The sequence below is a fragment of the Allobaculum sp. genome, assembly GCF_047010065.1.
In the GTDB taxonomy this organism is placed as follows: Bacteria; Bacillota_I; Bacilli_A; order Erysipelotrichales; family Erysipelotrichaceae; genus Allobaculum; species Allobaculum fili.
The window spans coordinates 1-16,172 of the sequence record NZ_JBKXLD010000049.1 but is presented as its reverse complement, the minus strand read 5'-3'; the positions used below and the strand labels follow the sequence as shown (position 1 = coordinate 16,172).

The 16,172-nt window shown below is 52.9% G+C and carries 12 protein-coding genes, 2 pseudogenes and 1 other annotated feature; of the genes and pseudogenes, 8 read left to right on the top strand and 6 right to left on the bottom strand.

Features of this window, described 5'->3' with window-relative positions:
• Together ACLUYS_RS05790 and ACLUYS_RS05785 are read left to right on the top strand one after the other, a co-directional pair.
• Positions 1–478: pseudogene (locus tag ACLUYS_RS05790) on the top strand (diaminopimelate epimerase); the annotation flags it as partial.
• Between the two features lie 96 nt (positions 479–574).
• On the top strand, positions 575–1,036 hold the full coding sequence (locus tag ACLUYS_RS05785) for a GNAT family N-acetyltransferase (RefSeq protein WP_230266543.1): 462 nt from the start codon (positions 575–577) through the stop codon (positions 1,034–1,036).
• Positions 1,037–1,146: 110 nt separating this feature from the next.
• Here the strand turns inward: ACLUYS_RS05785 and ACLUYS_RS05780 are convergent, their stop codons facing one another.
• Genes ACLUYS_RS05780 through ACLUYS_RS05765 form a run of 4 tightly spaced genes read right to left on the bottom strand, consistent with a single transcriptional unit; the run spans position 1,147 to position 5,383 of the window.
• A complete protein-coding gene (locus ACLUYS_RS05780; protein WP_288876265.1) occupies positions 1,147–1,926 on the bottom strand; it encodes a DUF4422 domain-containing protein in 780 nt (259 codons plus the stop codon).
• A complete protein-coding gene (locus ACLUYS_RS05775; RefSeq protein WP_288338804.1) occupies positions 1,923–3,053 on the bottom strand; it encodes a glycosyltransferase in 1,131 nt (376 codons plus the stop codon). The genes ACLUYS_RS05780 and ACLUYS_RS05775 overlap by 4 nt, the downstream gene beginning before the upstream one ends.
• Positions 3,037–3,969, bottom strand: coding sequence for a glycosyltransferase family 2 protein (locus tag ACLUYS_RS05770; protein ID WP_288338803.1), 933 nt, complete (start codon positions 3,967–3,969; stop codon positions 3,037–3,039). Before ACLUYS_RS05770 ends, ACLUYS_RS05775 begins: the two co-directional genes overlap by 17 nt.
• On the bottom strand, positions 3,950–5,383 hold the full coding sequence (locus ACLUYS_RS05765; protein ID WP_412659361.1) for a hypothetical protein: 1,434 nt from the start codon (positions 5,381–5,383) through the stop codon (positions 3,950–3,952). Before ACLUYS_RS05765 ends, ACLUYS_RS05770 begins: the two co-directional genes overlap by 20 nt.
• A gap of 625 nt (positions 5,384–6,008) precedes the next feature.
• Here ACLUYS_RS05765 and ACLUYS_RS05760 point away from each other — a divergent pair.
• On the top strand, positions 6,009–8,300 hold the full coding sequence (locus tag ACLUYS_RS05760) for a PTS transporter subunit IIBC (RefSeq protein ID WP_412659360.1): 2,292 nt from the start codon (positions 6,009–6,011) through the stop codon (positions 8,298–8,300).
• Positions 8,301–8,635: 335 nt separating this feature from the next.
• Positions 8,636–9,481 (top strand): endonuclease/exonuclease/phosphatase family protein, encoded by an 846-nt coding sequence (locus ACLUYS_RS05755; protein ID WP_288338800.1) that lies wholly within the window; start codon positions 8,636–8,638, stop codon positions 9,479–9,481.
• Between the two features lie 146 nt (positions 9,482–9,627).
• On the opposite strand, the gene ACLUYS_RS05750 is transcribed toward ACLUYS_RS05755, so the two are convergent.
• Positions 9,628–10,662, bottom strand: coding sequence for a LacI family DNA-binding transcriptional regulator (locus ACLUYS_RS05750; protein WP_412659359.1), 1,035 nt, complete (start codon positions 10,660–10,662; stop codon positions 9,628–9,630).
• A 422-nt stretch (positions 10,663–11,084) separates the two neighbouring features.
• Here ACLUYS_RS05750 and ACLUYS_RS05745 point away from each other — a divergent pair, with 422 nt between their 5' ends.
• From ACLUYS_RS05745 to argH, 3 genes are all read left to right on the top strand, one after another.
• Complete coding sequence (locus tag ACLUYS_RS05745; protein ID WP_288338798.1) at positions 11,085–11,912, top strand: YoaK family protein; 828 nt, start codon at positions 11,085–11,087, stop codon at positions 11,910–11,912.
• Positions 11,913–12,114: 202 nt separating this feature from the next.
• Positions 12,115–12,322: a binding site (T-box leader), on the top strand.
• A 242-nt stretch (positions 12,323–12,564) separates the two neighbouring features.
• On the top strand, positions 12,565–13,836 hold the full coding sequence (locus ACLUYS_RS05740) for an argininosuccinate synthase (protein ID WP_230266552.1): 1,272 nt from the start codon (positions 12,565–12,567) through the stop codon (positions 13,834–13,836).
• Positions 13,837–15,243 (top strand): argininosuccinate lyase, encoded by a 1,407-nt coding sequence (gene argH, locus ACLUYS_RS05735; RefSeq protein WP_230266553.1) that lies wholly within the window; start codon positions 13,837–13,839, stop codon positions 15,241–15,243.
• On the opposite strand, the gene ACLUYS_RS05730 is transcribed toward argH, so the two are convergent.
• Complete coding sequence (locus ACLUYS_RS05730) at positions 15,227–15,673, bottom strand: hypothetical protein (protein WP_230266554.1); 447 nt, start codon at positions 15,671–15,673, stop codon at positions 15,227–15,229. The two genes, argH and ACLUYS_RS05730, sit on opposite strands and share 17 nt — an antisense overlap.
• A 45-nt stretch (positions 15,674–15,718) precedes the next feature.
• Here ACLUYS_RS05730 and ACLUYS_RS05725 point away from each other — a divergent pair.
• Positions 15,719–16,172, top strand: a pseudogene (locus ACLUYS_RS05725) (N-acetyl-gamma-glutamyl-phosphate reductase); the annotation flags it as partial.

Genomic DNA, 16,172 nt, shown 5'->3' with positions numbered 1-16,172 from the left:
AGCCATTGGCGTTCATGTATCCGATCCGGACGCCCGCATTTACAACTGGCCGCTGTCGATTGGCGATCAGACGGTTTCGATTGATTCCTTTTTCATGTCGACCGTTCACACCCTCGTTTTTGATGAAAACGCCATGGGCGATATCGAAGCAAAAGGCCGCGCCATTTGCGAGCATCCGCTGTTTTCCGAAAAGACGAATGTCAACTTCATTCATGTCCTTTCGCCCGATCAGATCGAGATTCAGACGTTTGAGCGCGGCTGCGGGGTAACCCTGGCCTGCGGAACGGGCGCCTGCGCAAGCGTCATCGACGCCCATCGCAAAGGCCTCTGCGGCACAAGCGTGGATGTCAAACTTAAGCGCGGAGCGCTTCACATCGATATCGATGAAGAAGAGTCCGCCTGGATGACCGGACCGGCCGTCTGCGTGCTGGAAGGCACGTTTCACTGGATGCCTTCTGCCAAAAGCCCGATCGAATAAAGCGGAACGGGAACCAGAAGCAAGAGGGAAGAAAAAGCGGGACTGCCAGGAGAAAATGGCAAGGATCGATCGAATGGAAAGGATGGAAACCATCGCATGGAACTGAGAGCGTACACGCCTGCGGACTGCAGGGAAATGCTGGAATTGTTTTATGACACCGTCCATACGATCAACGCCCGAGACTATTCCCCCAAACAGCTCGATGTCTGGGCGACTGGAAAAGAAGATCCGCAAGCCTGGTGCCAGTCCTTTCTGGCGCATTACACGCTGGTGGCTGTGGAAAACGGGAAAATCGTCGGGTTTGGCGATATCGATTCGAGCGGCTATCTCGACCGCCTGTACGTGCATAAGGACAGACAGAATCAGGCCATTGCCAGCACGATCTGCGACCGGCTCGAACAGAGCGTCGACAAAACGATTACCGTTCACGCGTCCATTACGGCCAGACCGTTCTTTGAAAAACGGGGCTATCGCGTCATCCATTCCCAGCAGGTGGAACGCCGCGGCGTTCTCCTGACGAATTTCGTGATGGAAAAGGAAGCCCAGAAAACGAAGTGAAAACAATAAGAGGATGAAAAATACCGCAAATACGCAGTTTTTTTCATCCTCTTTCGTCTTCATCATCTTTATTCTTCGTTCGTTTCGTTTTCGACTTCTCCGGCCTTGGCTCACGCGTGCGCGTCCGGGGTCGAATGTTTTTTTGAAAGCGAAAAGATCATTCGGTTTTTGACGCGCCGCAGGGAAAGCCGCAGTTTTTGCGACCGGCTCAGTTCCGGCTGCCAGACGGGCAGACGGTGGGCGCGCAGATCGCGGGAACGCACGTATACATTGAGCAGCCGCTCGGAAAGAAAGCCGTAAATACGCTGCTGGTAGGCATTGCGGCCGTCCAGCGATATCTGTTTCTCCAGTTCTTCCAGAATGGGGAAAAGCCAGGCGCAATAGTCGTCAAAGCGTGCTTTGGAGCAGGCCATCATGTTGTACTGGCTGATGCCGCCCTGCGCCATGATCGCATCCCACGCCTGCACATCCTTTTTGCTTTTCGCGGCAAGAATTTCTCGAAGCGTATCGAGATCCTGCGCAAAGCCGGATTCGATGCAGTACTGTTCATAGACGCTTTCGCGATACGGTTCGAATTCCGCCAGGCACACATCATAGCCGTCCAGAGCCTTGAGAATTTCCGGACCGCTCATTGCTTTGTTTTTTCCAAAGTAGCGGCGATAGTGACTGATCGAAATCCAGTCGCTTTCGGTATCGTTTTTCCAGATCCAGTACAGCCCCGTCAGTTCGCACCAGCTTTTGTTTTTGGAAGCGATGTTGTCTTTCGTGTTGTCGCGCAAATAGCCAAGATCTTCGCCAAAGCCGACTTGAAGCGGAACAAAAGACGGATCGGCAGGGGGTGTAAAGGCTTTATGCATGATGATGTACTGCCGCAGTCTGCCCTCTGTCATTTCTGGCTTTCCTTTCCGGCGTTCAAATAAATCATTTCCAGCTTTCTGGCCGCTTCCTTCACTTCGTAGCCGGACGCGATGATTTCATCGCGGGTGTCGGCGCGCGGACGGGCAGCTTCTTCGAGAATCTTCTGGGCCCATGTCGCTGGCGAATCATCCAGAGACAAATAGAGCGCCAGCGATTCGATCGGCAGCTCATGCGCCACCAGCGTGGACGTTACGACGGGCAGACCGGTGCACTGTGCTTCGACGCCGACGACGGGAAGTCCTTCAAAAAAGGAGGGAAGGACAAAAACGTCCATCGCATTCATCAGATGGGCGATGTCTTTACGAATCCCAAGAAATTTCACGGCATCGTCTAATCCTTTTTGCGAGACAAGCTGACGGATTTCGTCCATCGTTTCGCCCTGACCGGCCAGAAGCAGGACAGAATCGGGGCGGCGCTGATGAATCTGTTCGAACACTTCGATCAGAAACGGGTGATTTTTCTGGACGCTGAACCGTCCCACGTGGCCGATGACCAGCGTGCCGGGATCGATGTGCAGCTCCTTGCGGATTTCCTTTCCCCAGGCGGGTTCAAAGTGGAATTCGTTCAGGTCTACTGCGTTTTTTAACACGGTGTACTGATGGTTTCGAATGATGGACGGCGGAAATTTCCAGCGGGCCGCCAGATCCGAACAGGCCAGATATTTGGTGGGGTATTTGAGCAGGTACGGAATCGAGATCGTCTTGATGACGCGGTACTTGAGATTGTCAAAGCCGCCGCAGTGCGAGTGGACAAAGACGTTGGGCACGCCGGCTTTTCGGGCCAGCTTGGAGCCTTCCATCAGGGCGTACGTGCTGCCGGAATGAAAGTGAACGATAGGATAGTGATGTTCTTTTAAAAACGTCTCTAAAGACGATTTGAAAACCGCGTTGTTGTGTTCGCCAAAGGGATGTCCGGCCGCAAAGACGTGCGCCCCCATGGATTCCATTTCCTTCTGGAGCGCCAGATTATCGACGGTAAAGGGCGTGAAAAAATCCATCTGGACTTTGTTTCGGTCGATGTGGCGGTACATGTTCATTAAATAGCTTTCCTGACCGCCGTTGGCAATCGGTTCGCGAAAGACTTCAAGTACGCGGATCATTCACAGTCTCCTTTCGTGGGGAAAAATGCAGGCCGGATTTCGAGGCAGACCAGATGATGGCCAGCCTCTCTTTTTTATGATCGGGAGCATGGACAAGAACCCGTGCAGTGTGCAGGCAAATTTTCGCCATCTGATACAGCTTGCGCGAAAAGCCTTCCTGTCTCGCAATATACACCTCATTGCGATACGCATAGCGATAGCGATCCAGCCGGTCATGTGAAGCCCGGCTGATATCGGAGCCGACATTGTCGGCGCATTTATGAATGACGACACTTTCGGGAACGTACCAGCACGGATAGCTTGCGCTGATCCGTCTGGTGTATTCGACATCGTCGCCCCAGATGAAGAAATCTTTCAGGGGCAGACCGATCGCTTCAATGACCTGAGCCCGCAGGAAAAAGGAAACGAAGGAAGCCTGCCGGATCGGCCGGTCCATTTCGTCGGACTGCTTTCCCTCGATGAATTTGGGTTCGTTCATACGGCAGTACGATCCGTCTTTCCAGAGCACTTTGGAGGCGAGAAAGCCAAAATCCGGGTGCGCTTTGCCAAAGGCGAGCAGAGCGGCCAGCGCATCGGGGCCCGGAATGGCGTCATCGTCCATTCCCCAGACGCAGGAATAGCCCATCAAAACGGCCTGCCGCAGCCCTTCGCAAAAACCGCCGGCACCGCCGATATTTTCGTCAAGGCGATGATAGACGATCTGAAGATTGCGGCTTTTCTGGCAAGCTAAAGTTTTCGGATCATTTTTCCAGGCATGCACGGTGTCTTTGGTTCCATCGGTCGATGCGTTATCGACAATCAGAATCGAACACGGATGACTTTGCGCGAGAAGGGCATTCAGACATTCCACAAGCAGCGCCTTTCGATTGTAGGTGACCACGACGGCGATCGTCTGTTCAGGATGAGAACGCGCCATACGTGGGCCCTCCTTTTCCTGCAGTCGAAGCCGCCGGCCTGGATGAACGCAGCGTCGCTTTCGAAGATACTTTGCGGATCTTCTCGCTGTGTCCGTCCGCTTCAAAGGCGTCTTCGGACGCTTCGTGAACCGAAGTATGCGCGGCTCGGGCAGTTTTCCGGCGCGTTTTGAAATGCGAAGCAAACCAGCGGCTCAAATGGGAAAACGGCTGACTGAGCAGGTGACTGGCGTACAGAAGCAGGGGGTTGAACACCGGATTTAACAGGCGGACTTCATTAAACGAGAAGCAGTACACAATAAAGAGCGCGATCATCAGCGGAACATTTTTCTTGCGGTACGCCTGCCAGGCGATGCACGAGCAGCATCCCAGCACGAGCAGCCATTCAAGAACGCCAAAGTTCAGCAAAATATTCAGATACGAGCAGTCGACATACAAATACGTGTCGCCCGCAGTCGTGGCCGGTCCGTTTCCCTGCCAGACAATGTGCTTTCCGGCAAGAGACAGACCGTACTGATCGAACGCGGTGCGCGCATTGGCCAGACGGCCGGAAAGCAGTCCGTTCAGACTTTCCCAGAACGGCTGCCCGGGCGTATACGCCAGCATAAGTCCCAGCGCCACGATTGCCAGAACGACCGGCAAAAGCGCCAGACAGATTCCAAACCAGCGTTTATGCATGAACGAAAACCAGGCCGGATGCGACTGCAGCAGCCCAATCAGAATAAGCAGAAGCAGGGAAAGAAGAAACGCAAAGCGCGTATCGGTCAGGAAATAGAACAGAACGCTCATGCCCGCAAGCGCCATAAGCGCCGTCGTGTTGAGCGCACGCAAATCGCAGAGCAGCAGCGCAATCAGAAGAAACAGAAAGAGAACCGGCGCTGTGCTGACCCACGCAAAGCCGAGGGCATGACGGGAACGCTCCGTATCCATGATCACATCGGGAAAGACGTGCAAAACGCTCAATGCGAGAACGAGCCCTAATACCGTAGTCAGCACGAGTAAATACACGCGCAGACCGCGCCGGAGGCTGAGGGAGCGAAACGCGAACAGATACAAGGTCAGAATCGCAAATTCTGTACTTCGCGAAAACAGAAAGACCAGAACGCTGACGATCAGAACCGTCCAGACGACGATGGGATTTTGCCGTCGCTTCGACAAGGTAAGACTGAGCAGCGCCGCGCCAAGCATCAGCACATAGCCTCCGTAGCGCAAAATCGTAAAGAACAGATCAAAGCCGCGCGAATACGAGGCGGCGCCCTGGGCCGATACGATCACGAAACCCATCCACGATGTGAAAAGGAAAAAAGTCAGAAGCAGTTCGAGAAGCAGGGAAGAATGGCGCAGAGAATACGCGATCAGACGATTGGCGCGCAATCGCTCTCTGAACAGGGAAAAAGACTGGGAAACGGTATGCATAAAGCGGCTCCTTTCGAAGAGATCGAAAAAAACGTTCTGCGCCAGTTCGGGGATGAATTTCTTCGAAAGAAAAGGGCAGAAACGAAAACGGGAAGCAGGATGGCATAAGCCTGTTGAAAAAAATATATCATTCTTTTTGCGTATTCCCCGGTTTCGACCGCCCGAGGGCATCTGTCGATGGAGTAAGAAAACAAAGGACAGCGCCAGAAAAACGCTAATCCGCGCGATCAGAACGCAAGCCAAAAAAGGCTGGGGAAAGGGGAAACCCGTCCGTGGGCGCACAGAAAAAACAGGCTCGCCATCCGGGCAGGAAAAGAATGATTCTGAGAATAGAGTAAGCCTGCTGTGACCCAGATCCGCTCAAAGCGCCTGCCTTGTTTGTGCAAACAGATCGTGCAACATGCGCGATTCGCATAAAGCCCGAAACCTATCGCTCTGAATACGGGACAAAACCATTAAAATCACGGAATTTACCCGGAAATATCTTGTTTTGCGCTTTCAAAACCCGATATTTACGCTATAATTTGCATTGTTAATTGCACAATGTTGCATAAAAACAGGTATGGAAAACGCATTGATGCAAACGAGGCATTGCACAGATCAGGAAAGAGAAAAAGGAGGCCCTATGAGCGAAAACAAAAAGCCGGTTTCGATCCAGATCGTCTCGCCGCTGAGCGGTACAGCCGTTCAGATTACGGAAGTGCCCGATCCCATCTTCTCCGGGAAGATGATGGGCGACGGCGCCGCGGTAATTCCGGATAACGGAACCATCGTTGCTCCCGTTGACGGCGAACTGACTATGATCGCACCGACCCTGCATGCGTACGGATTTAAAGCGGAGGATGGAACGGAAGTTCTGGTCCATGTCGGACTCGAAACCGTCGGACTGGACGGCGCTGCGTTCAAAGTTCTCAAGGAAGCCGGATCCAAGGTCAGAAAAGGCGAACCGGTTGCCGAGGTGGATCTTGAACTTCTCAAGTCGAAAAACCTCAACCCCATTACCGCCATCGTATTAACAAGCACCCCCAAAGACGCGGTAATCACCGTTCGGGAAGGCAAAGTCAAAGGCGGAGAAGAAACGATTCTCACCATTGAAGAACCGGCTAAAGAAGAAGCGCCGGAAGCCGACACAAAGCCGGCGTCTGGAAAAGACGAGAAAAAGGACGCTGAAAAAGCCGACAAAAAAGGGGATAAAACGGAAAACACGTCCAAGTCTTCCAAAGGCAAAGCGGATCAATCCGATTCGTCCAAAAAGAAAAAATTCAAATTCAAAATCAACTTCGACCTGCTTCAGAAATTCGGCAAGGCGCTGATGGTCGTCATCGCCGTGATGCCGGCAGCCGGTCTGATGATTTCCCTTGGCAAGCTGGTCGGCATGATGGCCGGCGATATTACCCTCGTCACCACGATTGGTATGGTCATGGAAAACATCGGCTGGGCCATCATTAACAACCTGCATCTGCTTTTCGCCGTCGCCATCGGCGGCAGCTGGGCGAAGGAAAGAGCCGGCGGCGCGTTCGCGGCGGTTATCGCCTTCATCCTGATCAACAGCATCACCGGTCAGATTTTCGGTGTCACGACCGACATGTTAGCGGACCCGAATGCGATCACGCATACGCTGTTTGGACAGCCGATGCCCGTCGCCAACTACTTCGTCAACATTCTCGGCGCGCCGGCGCTGAACATGGGTGTGTTCATCGGTATGATTTCCGGTTTCGCGGGCGCCATCATTTACAACAAGTACTACAACTACCGCAAACTTCCGGATGCCCTGGCCTTCTTTAACGGCAAGCGCTTCGTACCGCTCGTTGTCATCGTATGGTCCGTCATCATCGCGCTGATTCTTTCGATTTTCTGGCCGATGGTTCAGCTGGGCATCAACAGCTTCGGAGAATGGATCGCGACGTCTTCGGAAACTTCGCCGATTCTTGCGCCGTTCATTTACGGAACGCTCGAACGTCTGCTGCTGCCGTTTGGTCTGCATCACATGTTAACGATTCCGATGAACTACACGTCGTTTGGCGGCACCTATGTCATTGCTACCGGCGCACAGGCGGGAACCGCCGTTTACGGACAGGATCCTCTGTGGCTGGCCTGGGTCAATGACCTCATCAACTATAAAAACGCCGGCAATATGGCAGCCTACAATGAACTGCTCACGACGGTTACCCCGGCACGTTTCAAAGTCGGCCAGATGATCGGTGCAACCGGTCTGCTGCTCGGTATCGCTCTGGCGATGTATCGCCGTGTCGATCCGGACAAGAAGAAAAAATACCGCTCCATGTTCATTTCCATCGTTCTCGCCGTCTTCCTGACCGGCGTTACCGAACCGCTGGAATTCATGTTCATGTTCTGCGCTATTCCTCTCTACATCGTTTACGCGATTTTGCAGGGCTGCGCATTCGCGCTGGCGGGTATCTTCCACCTGCGTCTCCATTCCTTTGGAAATCTGGAATTCCTCATGCGTACCCCGATGTCCATTCAGGCGGGTCTTGGCGGCGATATCATCAACTTCATCATCGCCTGCATCGTCTTCTTCGGAATCGGCTACTTTGTCGCTTACTGGATGATCGGCAAGTTCAGCTACGCTACGCCAGGCCGCAACGGCAACTACACCACAGACGATGACGATACGAGTGCGTCTTCTTCGAGTTCTTCGGAGGCGTCCAAGTCCGAAGGCGGCCAGTCGCAGCCCGAACGCATCATTGCGCTGCTGGGCGGCCGCGACAACATTGTTCTCGTCGATGCCTGCATGACGCGTCTGCGCGTTACGGTAAAAGACGTGGAAAAAGTGGCGGATCTTCCGGCATGGAAAGCCGAAGGCGCCATGGGCCTGGTCAAAAAAGACAACGGCATTCAGGCGGTCTACGGACCAAAAGCCGACGTGCTGAAATCCGATATTAACGACATTCTCTAAACCTCCATCCGTATCTGCACACGCGCTCAGATCTGCCTCGCCTCCTCGAGGAGTCTGAGTTTACGAAAAGAGGACCGGCTGTATGGCCGGCAAGGGAAGAATCAAGGGAGCAGATCCATTGCGGCTGCTCCCTTTTTCACGGCTTTAGCCCGTTTCTTTTAAAGGCATCGACAAATATTGTCGTCCTTGCGTTTCGATTCCCCTTTCGTCTTCTTACAATCGAAAGAGAAGAAGCGTCCTTACAGACTAGGAAATGCGAAGGCCAGAGCCGTCCAGAATTCACACCACGCAAAATTCCAGTCTGAATCTCTTGAAAAAATGGAAAGGAGAGAGCTATGAAACTGCTCACCCTCAATACGCATTCGCTTCAGGAAACAAACATGGCGCAAAAACAGGATCTCTTCTGCGCCTGGATTGAAAACGAACAGCCGGATATTATCGCCCTGCAGGAAGTCAACCAGAATATGGATGCTCCTGCGGCAGATGATCTTGCCTGCGCACTGGTCTGGAAGCCGGAACAGGCGATTCTTCGCGAAGACAACCACGGTCTGGCGCTGGCCAGACGGCTGGCCAAAGCCGGCCTCCATTACGAATGGGCCTGGCTGCCCATGAAAATCGGCTACGACCGCTACGACGAAGGGCTGGCTATTTTCAGCCGTAAGAAAATTTTGAAGACGGAAAATCTGCTGGCATCGAAAATCGATACGTATACGGATTTTCGTACCCGCCGAATTCTGGGCGTACAGACCGAAGACGGCTGGTTTTATTCCATCCACCTCTCCTGGTGGAACGATCCGCATGAACCGTTCGCTCTGCAGTGGCAGCGTCTTCTGCCCCAGCTGGAGAAACATTCGAAAGATTCGCCGGTGTATTTACTGGGCGATTTCAATTCGGATGCGTTTTTGCCGGGCGAATCGGCCGATCTCGTCCGCCAGAGCGGCTATTTCGATACGTACGTGCTGGCAAAAAAGAAAGATGCCGGCTATACGGTAGGCGGCGTCATTGACGGCTGGGAAAACCAGCCGCAAAGCGGTCCAAAACGGATCGATCAGATCTGGGCAGGCCATAAGGAAAACGTCACAGAAAGCCGCGTCGTCTTTAACGGAGAGAAGGAGCCTGTTCTTTCCGACCATTACGGCCTGCTCGTTGAAATTGACGACTCGCGCGGTGCGCACGAATAAAGCCGACAGGCGAAAACCGCCCGCAAAGCAGACACCAGAAAATTCATAAATCCAAAATCAAAAGCCGTTCGAACTTTACCGTCCCCTGAATTGGGGAGCGGTACGTTCGAACGGCTTTTTTGTGCGGTTTATATTTTTGGAGAAAATCAGGATTTGGCTGGAGCACAGCTTTCGCGCTCGACGAGCACGAACGGAACGAGGGTCTTGCTGGCCATGGACTGCGGCGTGCGCGCCCGTAAAATCGCCTGCGCGGCGGCTTCGCGGCCAAGCTGGAGCGGATGAACGTCGATGGACGTCAGACGCGGGGAGGTGAGCGTCGCGAAAATGGAATTGTTAAAGGAAACGATGGACAGATCGTCTGGAATGGAAAGGCCGGCTTCCGCGGCTTTCTGGCGAAGGACCATCGCGTGCAGGTCGTCGCTTGTCACAAAGGCCGTTGGCCGTTTGTCTTTGGAAAGCGCGAGCAGGCGGCCGATTTCTTCAAGCCCTTCGGGATCGCCGTGTTCCATTTCGATCAAATGCATGTTCTGCGCCTCGATGCCAGCCTGCTGAAGAAAGAGAAGCACACCGTTTTTGCGCGATGCAGAAAACAGATGCTCGAACGGGGAGCCGATAAACGCGAAGCGGCGATGGCCAAGCCCATACAAATAGCGTGCAGCGCTGCTGCCGGCTTCGATGTTGTCGTTGTCGACGCTGACGGTCTGCGAACTGCGGCTTTGCGGAGAGCCGATCAGCACGTAGTCGTAGCCTTCTTCGGTCAGCTTGTCGACGATGGGATCATCGGCGCGGGAAAACAGAAGAATGAAGGCGGAAAGGCGGCTGCTCGCGGAAAGGGAAAGGATCGCTTCGATGACTTCCTGATCATCCCGGCCGGTTAACAGTAAGGAGACCGCTTCGTTCTGGTTGCAGTACTCGCTGATGCCGCGGATGACTTCCAGAAAGAACGGGTTGTTGTACGTATCCGCAGCGGAAGGCGGAAGAATGATGCCGACTTCGACAAGCGGCTTGTTCTGGACCAGCGTTGAAGCGCTTGCTGGTGCGGAGTAGCCGACTTTTTCCATGGCTTTGCGCACCTTTTCCTTGGTGGTCTCCGAAATGGCCGGATTGTTTCGAATGGTGCGGCTGACGGTCGAGGCGGAAACGCCGGCGACGCGGGCAACATCGCGTATCGTTACGGACATGAAAAATCCCCTTTCCAAAGCGAAATCTTCTGTTTCACGACAATTGCACACAACGAATACAGAAAGCGTTTGATCTGCGATAAACAAAGCCTTTTTACGCTGTGCAAATATGCATCATTATGCAACAAAATGCGCCAAAGGAAAAGACGGGCAGGAAGACTCCGCCCAATTCTTCAGGCATTTTTCAAGTGTTGACCGTCTGGTTTTCCGGCGAAACCAAGGGCGCTTTTCCGGCTTTTTCTCAAGAAAAGAGTGATCGTTTTCTTCGTTCAAATGTCCTGAAACGGATAAACACAATCGCAAAAAGAAACCCGGCGAGAAAAAACGCCAGCGGGACGGCTTGTGTCCAGCGACCCTGAATCCGCAGCGTTCGCCTCGGGCATCTGCCGGCTTGCCTGCGGCTCGCGTCGGATAATACAGGTATGGACTATCCACAGGATCTGATCGGAGAACTGGTCGAAAACGATAAGGATGAACGGGAAGAATCGCTGCGCGTCGGCCTGCTTTTAACGCTTGGTATCGGCATTCTCAACGCCTGCACGTACGTGACGCGCGGGCATGTTTTCGCGAGCAGTCAGAGCGGCAACCTGCTCTATTTAGGACTCGATCTGGCCAAAGGCGAATTTGGCAACGTGACCAAGTATCTTTTTCCGCCGCTGATGTTTGCGGCTGGAATTGTCATTGCCGAACATTATCACGACAAGCCGGGGTATCGGCAATGGCGAAGAATTCCGTTTCTGATCGAAATCGTTCTGATCATTGTCGCCACGTTTCTTCCGGATTCCTGGAACGCACTGGCCAATCCGATTTTCGGCTTGTGCTGCGGACTGCAGACGATTATTTTCAAGCGGATTCGAAGCAATCCGATGGCGACGGTCGTCATCAACAGCGGCTTTCAGAACACGTTTGTGCACCTGACACGGTATTTGCAGAAAAAGGATAGGGAAGACGCGTTTCGCGCGCTGCTCTATTTTGTTCTGGTCATTTCCTACTTTCTCGGCATCGTGATCGGCGCACTGCTCTGTCCGTATCTCAATCATTATGTTTCGCTGATCAGCGCTGGACTGCTGCTGATCTGTCTGTTTATTGCGCTGCCTGCCCATTTGGATTCGGACGAAAAGAGCTCTGATTCATCGGTCGACAACCCGGACAAGGCAGGAACGGCTGCGTCAAAGCCTGAAAAAGAAAACGGACAAAATTCGAAGAACAATAGAAGTTTCAAAAACGAGGACACGGTTTGGAAGCGTTGAATTTCAAAATCCGTGTCTTTTTATCGCGTAAGTAATACGAATCGTTTTACTCTTCGCAAGAAAACCTCTTTTTTCGGGCCGTCAAGAGGAATTTTCAGAAAAATGCCGGGAAATATTCTCGTTTTCATGCATTTTTTCAGAAAGAGAAACAAATCGGTTTCAATGGATTGAATTCGAAAATGGAATGGGTAGAATACGGAATATCAAATCAGTGATCGGAAATAGTACCTGCAGAAAGGTCCAAAGAGAGCTTCGGCCTGGTGAAACGAAGCGTCCGGAATGCAGCGAACGTGCCCGTGAGTGGAACCGCGACAGAAATCGAGCTGTTCCCGCGACCCGGCGTTATGGGAGAGTGTCCTCTTCAAGAAAGAGGGAAGACAGGTGGTACCGCGATCCTTATCGTCCTTTCATTCGAAAGGACGTTTTTTTTTGGAAGGGGCGATTTCATGCAGGAAGACCGACGATGCCTGAATTCAGGCCGGCGAAAGGCTGACACACACTGAGAAACAGCCATTCGCCGCATACATACGCACAGCTTAGAACAAGATCCGAAACGAAAAATCCATACATACATAAACGTTTAAATCTGCTGGATCTTCTTCTCATTCTTTCTCAGACCATTCAAAAGCGAAAGCGAACAAGGAGAAAAATCATGAGCAACCTGCATAACGAAAACAAAACGTATAAGAAAATCGTCCTCGCCTATTCCGGCGGTCTGGATACTTCCGTTCTGATCCCCTGGCTGAAAGAACATTACGGCAACTGCGAAGTCATCGCGGTATCCGGCAACGTCGGACAGGGCGGCGAACTCGACGGCCTCGAAGAAAAAGCGCTCAAGACCGGCGCCTCCAAACTGTATATTGAAGATCTGACCGACACCTTTGTAGACGACTACATCGTACCGTCCCTCAAAGCCGGCGCGAGCTACGAACAGTACTTGCTGGGAACGTCTTTCGCAAGACCGATCATCGCCAAACGGATTGTGGAAATCGCCAAAGCCGAAGGCGCCGATGCCATCTGCCACGGCTGTACCGGTAAAGGAAACGACCAGGTTCGGTTTGAACTGGCCATCAAGGCGTTCGCTCCGGAAATCGATATTATCGCTCCATGGCGGTTCTGGGATCTGAACAGCCGGGAAAAGGAAATCGCCTACGCCGAAGCGCATAACATTCCTCTGAAAATCAGCAAGGAAACCAACTACTCCAAAGATAAAAACCTCTGGCATCTGTCCCATGAAGGTCTGGACCTCGAAGATCCGGCCAACGAAGCTCCAATCAACAAACCCGGCTTCCTCGAAATGGGTGTATCCCCCGAAATGGCTCCGGATACGCCGACCAATGTCACCATCCATTTTGAAAAAGGCGTACCGACCGCTCTGGATGGCGAAGAAATGAGCGCCAAGGACATCATCCTCAAGCTCAACGAAATCGGCGGCGCCAATGGCATCGGCATTCTCGATATCGTTGAAAACCGTCTGGTCGGCATGAAATCGAGAGGCGTATACGAAACGCCGGGCGGATCCATTCTGTATAAAGCCCACGACAAGCTCGAGGAAATCACCCTCGACAAAAACACCAAGCATTTCAAGGAAATCGTCGCGCAGAAATTCGGCGAACTCGTCTACGACGGCCTCTGGTTCACCCCGCTGCGCAAAGCGCTGAGCGCCTTCGTCGATTCCACGCAGGAAACCGTAACCGGCGACGTTACGCTCAAACTCTACAAAGGCAACATGATTCCGGTATCAGTAACATCCCCGTATTCCCTCTATAACGCAGGCATGGCCACCTTCGATGAAGATGACTGCTACGACCAGAGCGATTCCGCCGGCTTCATCAACCTCTTCGGTCTGCCGATCGCGGTAAGAGCCATCAACGACAAGCAGCTCGCAAAGGAAACTGGAGAACATTTCTCCAGTGTGGAATAAATGAGTAAGCTCTGGGCGGGTCGGATCTCCAAGGAAACCGACGCGGACGCCAACGACTTCAACAGTTCCATTTCTTTTGATTCCCGGCTGTATCCCCAGGACATTCTTGGAAGCCTGGTGCACAGCTGCATGCTCGAAAAACAGGGCATTCTCACGTACGAGGAAAAGCAGGACATTCATCACGGCCTGCTCGATCTTCTCAACAAAATGAACAGCGGTCAGGTGGAATTTTCCAGCCAGTATGAAGACATTCACACATGCGTGGAACAGCTGCTGACGGCCGCCATCGGCGACACCGGCAAAAAGCTCCACACCGGACGCAGCCGCAACGATCAGGTCGCACTCGACATGCGTCTGTATGTTGTCTCCAAAGCCGAAGAAATTCACGACACGCTGCTCAATCTGATTTCGGTTCTGGCCGATCTGGCCGCCGAATACGCCGATACGCTCGTACCCGGCTATACCCATCTTCAAAGAGCGCAGCCCATCACCTTCGGGCACACGCTCATGGCCTACGCCAACATGTTCCGCCGCGACGCGCTCCGTCTGGAAAACGCGCTGGACGTCATGGACGAATGTCCGCTGGGCGCCGGCGCTCTGGCTGGAACGACGTTCCCGCTCGATCGGGAATTTACCGCCGCACATCTTGGCTTTTCCAAGCCGATGTCCAACTCGATCGACGCGGTCAGCGACAGGGACTTCTGCATTGAATTTTTAAGCGATCTTTCCATCCTCATGATGCACATGAGCCGTCTGAGCGAAGAAATGATTCTCTGGAGCTCCTGGGAATTCAAATTCATCGAACTCGACGACGCCTATTCCACCGGCAGCTCGATCATGCCCCAGAAGAAAAATCCGGACATGTGCGAACTGATCCGCGGCAAAACCGGCCGGGTTTACGGCGATCTGATCGGTCTGCTCACGGTCATGAAAGGTCTGCCCCTCGCCTATAACAAGGACATGCAGGAAGACAAGGAAGCCGTCTTTGACGCCGTTGATACCGTCGAGATGTGCCTGAAAGTTCTGCCTGGCATGTTAAAGACGATGCGCGTACGCAAGGACAAGATGAAACAGGCCGCCAGTGCCGGATTCATCAACGCAACGGAATGCGCTGACTACCTCGCCAAAAAAGGCATGCCCTTCCGGGATGCCTACAAACTGACCGGTACGCTCGTCGCTGACTGCATCGACAAGGGCCTTACCCTCGATCAGGTCAGCCCCGACGATCTCGAAAAGCTCTGCGATCTGTTTGACGAAGACTTTTATCAGGCGATCGATCTCGACAAGGCTGTAGCCGATCGGAAAGTGTACGGCGGTCCGTGCAAGGAAAACGTGCTCGACCAGTCCGCCAAAGCCAAGGAATTTGTCGCCGCGCACAAAACGTCCAAAGTCAGAACTTCGAAATAATTCCAGACCGAGCGAAAGCCGTCAAAGGAAAAAGACGCGCTTCTTCTGGAAAGGAAATGTTTACGCCAGACCGCCGCGCCAGTAGGAAACTTGTCGCGGCGGTCGACGTTTCCGATGATTTTTCCTCTCCATCCAACCGCTGCGTGCCGCCTGTCTTTCGATATCTTTCCATATATATCGGAAGCAGAAAGAAGGATATAGAAGGATATAGATATAAAGGATACAGAAGGATATAGATATATAGGAAGAACAGGGAAGAGCTCGAACGCCTGGCAGAAAAGAGTCCGGACAGGCAGGATTCCATCCCCGCAAATTCACCTGAAAAGTGCAGGAAAAACGGGAAAAAGACAGCCCATACAGAACCGGTGAAATCCCGCAAAACAGGAATATATATGTCTCCTTTGAAAAAGCGGATGTTCACAAAATGCATAGGCCGGTATTCTGAGCAGGGAAAAAGATAAAAAACAGTACGTGTATGAAAAAACCAAAAATTTACATCGATGGCCAGGCCGGAACGACCGGGCTGCAGATTAAGGAGCGGATTTTAAACCGCGACGATCTGGAACTGCTGACCATCGCCGAAGACAAACGAAAAGATCCCGGCGAACGCCGGCGTCTGATGGAAAAAGCCGATCTGGTCTTTCTCTGCCTGCCCGATGCGGCAGCGATCGAAGCCGTTTCGCTGATGGAAGGACTCGATACCCGAATCATTGACGCCTCCACCGCGCATCGCACTTCGCCCGACTGGGCGTACGGCTTTCCGGAACTTTCGGCCGCGCATAAAGCAGCCATTCAGAGCGCGCAGAAAGTGGCCAATCCCGGATGCCACGCCAGCGGCTTTATCGCTCTGGTTTATCCGCTCGCCAGATCCGGACTGCTCAATCTGGACAGTCAGCTGAAGTCCTTTTCGCTGACCGGCTACAGCGGCG

Bases quoted from the DNA above. Each gene is read 5' to 3' on its own strand.
- ACLUYS_RS05745 (WP_288338798.1), top strand. From the start codon at position 11,085: ATGGACTATCCACAGGATCTGATCGGAGAACTGGTCGAAAACGATAAG.
- ACLUYS_RS05760 (WP_412659360.1), top strand. From the start codon at position 6,009: ATGAGCGAAAACAAAAAGCCGGTTTCGATCCAGATCGTCTCGCCGCTG.
- ACLUYS_RS05785 (WP_230266543.1), top strand. From the start codon at position 575: ATGGAACTGAGAGCGTACACGCCTGCGGACTGCAGGGAAATGCTGGAA.
- ACLUYS_RS05755 (WP_288338800.1), top strand. From the start codon at position 8,636: ATGAAACTGCTCACCCTCAATACGCATTCGCTTCAGGAAACAAACATG.
- ACLUYS_RS05765 (WP_412659361.1), bottom strand. From the start codon at position 5,383: ATGCATACCGTTTCCCAGTCTTTTTCCCTGTTCAGAGAGCGATTGCGC.
- ACLUYS_RS05750 (WP_412659359.1), bottom strand. From the start codon at position 10,662: ATGTCCGTAACGATACGCGATGTTGCCCGCGTCGCCGGCGTTTCCGCC.
- ACLUYS_RS05775 (WP_288338804.1), bottom strand. From the start codon at position 3,053: ATGATCCGCGTACTTGAAGTCTTTCGCGAACCGATTGCCAACGGCGGT.
- ACLUYS_RS05780 (WP_288876265.1), bottom strand. From the start codon at position 1,926: ATGACAGAGGGCAGACTGCGGCAGTACATCATCATGCATAAAGCCTTT.
- ACLUYS_RS05770 (WP_288338803.1), bottom strand. From the start codon at position 3,969: ATGGCGCGTTCTCATCCTGAACAGACGATCGCCGTCGTGGTCACCTAC.
- ACLUYS_RS05730 (WP_230266554.1), bottom strand. From the start codon at position 15,673: ATGCATTTTGTGAACATCCGCTTTTTCAAAGGAGACATATATATTCCT.
- argH (WP_230266553.1), top strand. From the start codon at position 13,837: ATGAGTAAGCTCTGGGCGGGTCGGATCTCCAAGGAAACCGACGCGGAC.
- ACLUYS_RS05740 (WP_230266552.1), top strand. From the start codon at position 12,565: ATGAGCAACCTGCATAACGAAAACAAAACGTATAAGAAAATCGTCCTC.